Raw genomic sequence first — 4,568 nt, forward strand, 5'->3', positions numbered from 1 at the left:
ACGTGTGCTCTTCCGATCTCTGGTGGCCTTGCTGCTGGTCGCCGAGCTGCTGCGCAACACCGGCCGCTACACCATGGCCGACGTGCTGAGCTTCCGGATGCGGGAGCGTCCGGTGCGGACCGCGGCCTCGCTGTCCACGCTGGCGGTCAGCTTCTTCTACCTGCTGGCCCAGATGGCCGGCGCGGGCGGTCTGATCGCGCTGCTGCTGGGGATCCACAGCTCCTCCGGGCAGTCGCTGGTCATCGCCGTGGTCGGCGCGCTGATGATCCTGTACGTGCTGGTCGGCGGCATGAAGGGCACCACGTGGGTGCAGATCATCAAGGCCGCCCTGCTGATCGCCGGTGCCTTCGTGATGACGGTGTGGGTGCTCGGCGCGTACGGCTTCAACCTCTCCGGCCTGCTCGGGCACGCGGCGGAGATCGGCGGGGAGCACCTGCTCAACCCGGGTGCCCAGTACGGCGCGACGGAGACCAGCAAGCTCGACTTCCTGTCGTTGGGCCTGGCGCTGGTGCTGGGCACCGCCGGCCTGCCGCACGTGCTGATGCGCTTCTACACCGTGCCCACCGCCCAGGAGGCGCGCCGCTCGGTGGTGTGGGCGATCTGGTTGATCGGCCTGTTCTACCTGTTCACCCTGGTGCTCGGTTACGGCGCCGGCGCCATGGTGGGGCCGGACGCGATCAAGGAGGCCCCGGGCGGGGTCAACTCGGCTGCGCCGCTGCTGGCGATGGAACTGGGCGGTCCGCTGCTGCTCGGCTTCATCTCCGCGGTCGCCTTCGCCACCATCCTCGCGGTGGTCGCCGGCCTGACCATCACCGCGTCGGCCTCCTTCGCGCACGACATCTACATCAACGTGCTGAAGAAGGGGAACCCGGACGACCGCCAGCAGGAGGTGCGCGTCGCCCGGATCACCGCGGTGGTGATCGGCGTGGTGTCGATCCTCGGCGGTATCGCCGCCAACGGCCAGAACGTGGCCTTCCTGGTCGCGCTGGCGTTCGCGGTCGCCGCCTCGGCGAACCTGCCGACCCTGCTGTACTCGCTGTTCTGGAAGCGGTTCAACACCACCGGTGCGCTGTGGAGCATCTACGGCGGTCTGATCGTCACGGTCGGGCTGATCGTGTTCTCCCCGGCGGTGTCCGGCAACGAGGAAGCGATGTTCCCGTCCCTCGACTTCGCGTTCTTCCCGCTGAAGAACCCGGGCATCGTGTCGATCCCGGTGTCCTTCCTGCTCGGCTACCTGGGCACGGTGCTGAGCAAGGAACCGCACAACGCGGAGAAGTACGCCGAGATGGAGGTGCGCTCGCTGACCGGAGCCGGCGCCGAGAAGGCGACCGCGCACTGACCCGCGGCGACCGTCCGGAGCGGGAGGAGTGCTCGAGGCGGGCGCTCCTCCCGCTCTTCGTCTGCTGGGGCTAACGCGCGTTGCACACCTGGCGTGGCAGCATCGGGAACATGACTACCCCAGTGCCGGAAAGCCAAGTCCCCAGCATTCCCCTGGCCGAGCTGCCGGAGCAGCTGCCGGAGAACAGCGCGCTGCTGGACGTCCGGGAGAACGACGAGTGGCAGGCCGGGCACGCCCCCGGGGCGGTGCACATCCCGATGAGCGAGCTGCCGCAGCGCCTCGACGAGATCCCCGAGGTCGATGACCTGTACGTGATCTGCCGCTCCGGTGGTCGTTCGGCGAAGGTCACCGCCTACCTGAACGCCAACGGTTGGGACGCGGTGAACGTGGAGCGCGGCATGAACGGGTGGGCGGCCGAGGGCCGTCCGCTGGTGTCGGAAGACCCCGACGGCAAGCCCTACGTGCTGTGACCCGCCGGCCGGGCCCCTCCAGGACCGAGTGGGTCGCCACCCCGCCCGGCGGGGCGCGGCCGGTCCGACCCCGTCCGCGACGTCGCCCGTACTCGGGCCCGCCCAAGTACCCGGCCGTTCCTCGCTGGGGCTTTCCCCTGGTGGGCTGGCGTTGGCCGCTGGCCGTTCCGCTGCGGCCGCCGGAGAACTCCCAAGAACGGGTGCGCAGCAGCGCGCGCAACGCGGTGATCGCGCTGCGGTGCACCGCTGCGGTGGCCGGTCTGGCCGCCGGCGCCGAGCTGCTGCGGTACGGCTTGCTGCTGATCAGCCGCACCCAGGCGCTGTCCCGACCGGTGCTGGTGCTCTCCGATCTGCTGGTGAACCTGTCCGGGCTGGGCACCTGGCTGTTGGGGGCGCTCAGCGGGGTGCTCACCGTGCTGTGGGCGCTGCGCGCCCGCGAGCTGGCCGCCCGGTGGATCGGGGTCCGCAACGCCCGTTCGGACGCGCAGGTGGTCGCCGGGGTGCTGGTGCCCGGGCTGAACCTGGTGGTGCCGGGTTCGGCGCTGGCCGAGCTGGAGCACACCGTGCTGATCGGGCGCGGGGACCGGGACCGCGGGACGCGGCCGTTCCCGTCGGTGCTGGTGCGGGTGTGGTGGGCCTGCTGGGTGGTGACCGTGCTGCTGAGCTGGATCGCCATCGCCTGGGGGTTCCGGGGTGGCGTGCAAGCGATGGCCGACGGGGTGGTGCTGCACGCCTGGAACGACGGCTCGGCGGCGGTGCTGGCCGTGCTCACCGCGCGGGTGGTCGACCACCTGACCCGCCTGCTGCTCCCCGCTGATCCGGCCGGGTTGCGCCGGTACCGGGTGCTGGCGGTGCGGGGTGCGCCACCGGTGCGGCGTCGGGCCCGCCCGCAGGACGCGGCGCGCTGAATCGAGTCAGACGGGTCACAGATCGGCGGAGCCACTGCCGGTTTTTCCCCATAATGGGGTGGTGCGCTCTACGACCCCCGACGTCGTCGCACACCGCGGGGCTTCGGCACATCGCGCCGAGCACACCCTCGGTGCCTACGAATTGGCTCTCAGCCAAGGGGCTGACGCACTGGAGTGCGACATCCGGGTCAGCCGGGACGGCCACCTGGTCTGCGTGCACGACCGGCGCATCGACCGCACCTCCAGCGGGAGCGGCGTGGTCAGCTCCCTCACCGTCGACGCGATGTCCGGGCTGGACTTCAGCGGCTGGCATCCGGCGTCCGGGAACGAGGCCGAGCGCGGCGTGCTGACGTTGGAGAAGCTCCTCGGCCTGGTCAAGGACCACTCCCGCCCGGTCCGGTTGTTCGTGGAGACCAAGCACCCGGTGCGGTACGGCGGGCTGGTGGAGCAGAAGTTGATCGCGATGCTCGCCCGGCACGGGTGGTCGACGCCGGAGGAGAAGGAGACCTCCCCGGTGGTGATGATGTCGTTCTCCGGAGGCGCCTTGCGCCGGGTCCGGAAGGCCGCGCCGAAGCTCCCGACGGTGCTGTTGTTCGACCGGTGCGGTCGTCGACTGCGCAACGGGATCTTGCCGCCGTGGGCGGATTGCGCCGGGCCGTCCGTGGAGCTGCTGCGCCGCGATCCCGAGCTCGCCCGTCGGGCGGCGGAGAACGGGCACGAGACCTACTGCTGGACCGTTGACGAGCCGGCGGACGTCCGGTTGTGCGAACGCGCCGGGGTGCGCTACGTCGCCACGAACAAACCCGCTGCGACTCGCTCCCACCTGATTGGCTCATCCGGGAGTGGTTCGGATAGCGTCACTGCGTAGTGACCGTGAGTGAGGAGACTTGCAGTGGCCGAGCCAACTACTGTCCAGCCGGCTTCGGGTGCAGCGGTTAAACCCAGGCAACCGTGCCCCTGCGGTTCCGGCAAGCGCTACAAGAACTGCCACGGCGCGGCCGGTGGAGCCGCCGACGTCATCGTGGTCCGCCCGTTCGAAGGCCTCGCCGCCGAGTGCGAGCTGGTGGCGTTGCGGGAGTTCGTCCCTTCGGCGACCGCCCGGCTGCCGCTGCGCGAGGGCGGTGAGGTCACGGTGGCCACCGTGCTGCCGTTGGCGGCCGCGGCGTTGCGCCGCACCGACGACCGGGCGTTCGTGGGGCTCCAGGTGCAGACCCACTCCGGGGACATCAGCCGGGACATCGCCCGCGCGGTGGAGTGGGTGCAGAACGCCGAGGCGGGCTCGTCGCTTTCCGTGGTGGGGCCGGAGACCGCCCAGCCGGGGGTGATGCCGACCCGGCTGCAGGACCTGCTGGACCCGGAGGCCGACCTGGAGGTCGAGCTGCACGAGGACTTCTCGTGGTGGCTTCCGGAGGGCGTGGACCCGAGCAGCGAGGTGGCGCTTTCCCTGGAGCGGGCCAACTCCGCCATCATGCCCACCCAGCGGTTGACCGGGGTGCGCTCCGCGTACTGGGTGGACGCGGGGGAGAAGGCGCACTTGCGCTGGGTGCGTCCGGAGCCGGAGGAGCAGCTGCTGGCGGCGCTGGCCCGGCTGTCCGTTCGAGGGGAGCTGGCGCTGGACGAGGACAGCCGGTACGCGGGGTCGTTCCGGGCGCACGGCCTGCTGGTCCCGGTGTGGGACCTGGACCGGGAGAAGCACCCGCGGGAGTGGGAGGAACCGGCCGCGGCGCTGGGGCGCCGGTTGGAGGAAGCGCTGTCCTCGCTGGACGACGAACCGCTCGATTCTGCTGAGACGTCCTCCCGGCTGCCGCCAGACCCACCTTCTCCGCCCCGATCGGCCCTCGGGTGGTCTCC

5 protein-coding genes are annotated in these 4,568 nt (G+C 71.1%); all 5 read left to right on the plus strand.

The window, feature by feature from the left end; all coding sequences use genetic code 11:
• A partial coding sequence (locus SREC43747_RS22410) for a monocarboxylic acid transporter (RefSeq protein WP_029722937.1) occupies positions 1-1,339 on the plus strand: 1,339 nt, incomplete at its 5' end.
• Between the two features lie 110 nt (positions 1,340-1,449).
• Positions 1,450-1,809, plus strand: coding sequence for a rhodanese-like domain-containing protein (locus tag SREC43747_RS0118835; protein WP_029722938.1), 360 nt, complete (start codon positions 1,450-1,452; stop codon positions 1,807-1,809).
• 140 nt (positions 1,810-1,949) lie between these two features.
• Positions 1,950-2,717 (plus strand): DUF4328 domain-containing protein, encoded by a 768-nt coding sequence (locus SREC43747_RS0118840; protein ID WP_236623275.1) that lies wholly within the window; start codon positions 1,950-1,952, stop codon positions 2,715-2,717.
• Between the two features lie 61 nt (positions 2,718-2,778).
• The gene (locus SREC43747_RS0118845) at positions 2,779-3,585 is read left to right on the plus strand and encodes a glycerophosphodiester phosphodiesterase family protein (protein ID WP_029722940.1); all 807 of its coding nucleotides are present in this window, start codon (positions 2,779-2,781) and stop codon (positions 3,583-3,585) included.
• A 24-nt stretch (positions 3,586-3,609) separates the two neighbouring features.
• The coding region (locus tag SREC43747_RS0118850; RefSeq protein WP_081722692.1) for a DUF5926 family protein at positions 3,610-4,568 on the plus strand (959 nt) is incomplete at its 3' end.

Origin of the sequence: Saccharopolyspora rectivirgula DSM 43747, assembly GCF_000497205.1 — a bacterium.
In the GTDB taxonomy this organism is placed as follows: Bacteria; Actinomycetota; Actinomycetes; order Mycobacteriales; family Pseudonocardiaceae; genus Saccharopolyspora; species Saccharopolyspora rectivirgula.

Coding starts and splice junctions, on each gene's coding strand:
- SREC43747_RS0118835 (WP_029722938.1), top strand. CDS start 1,450: ATGACTACCCCAGTGCCGGAAAGCCAAGTCCCCAGCATTCCCCTGGCC.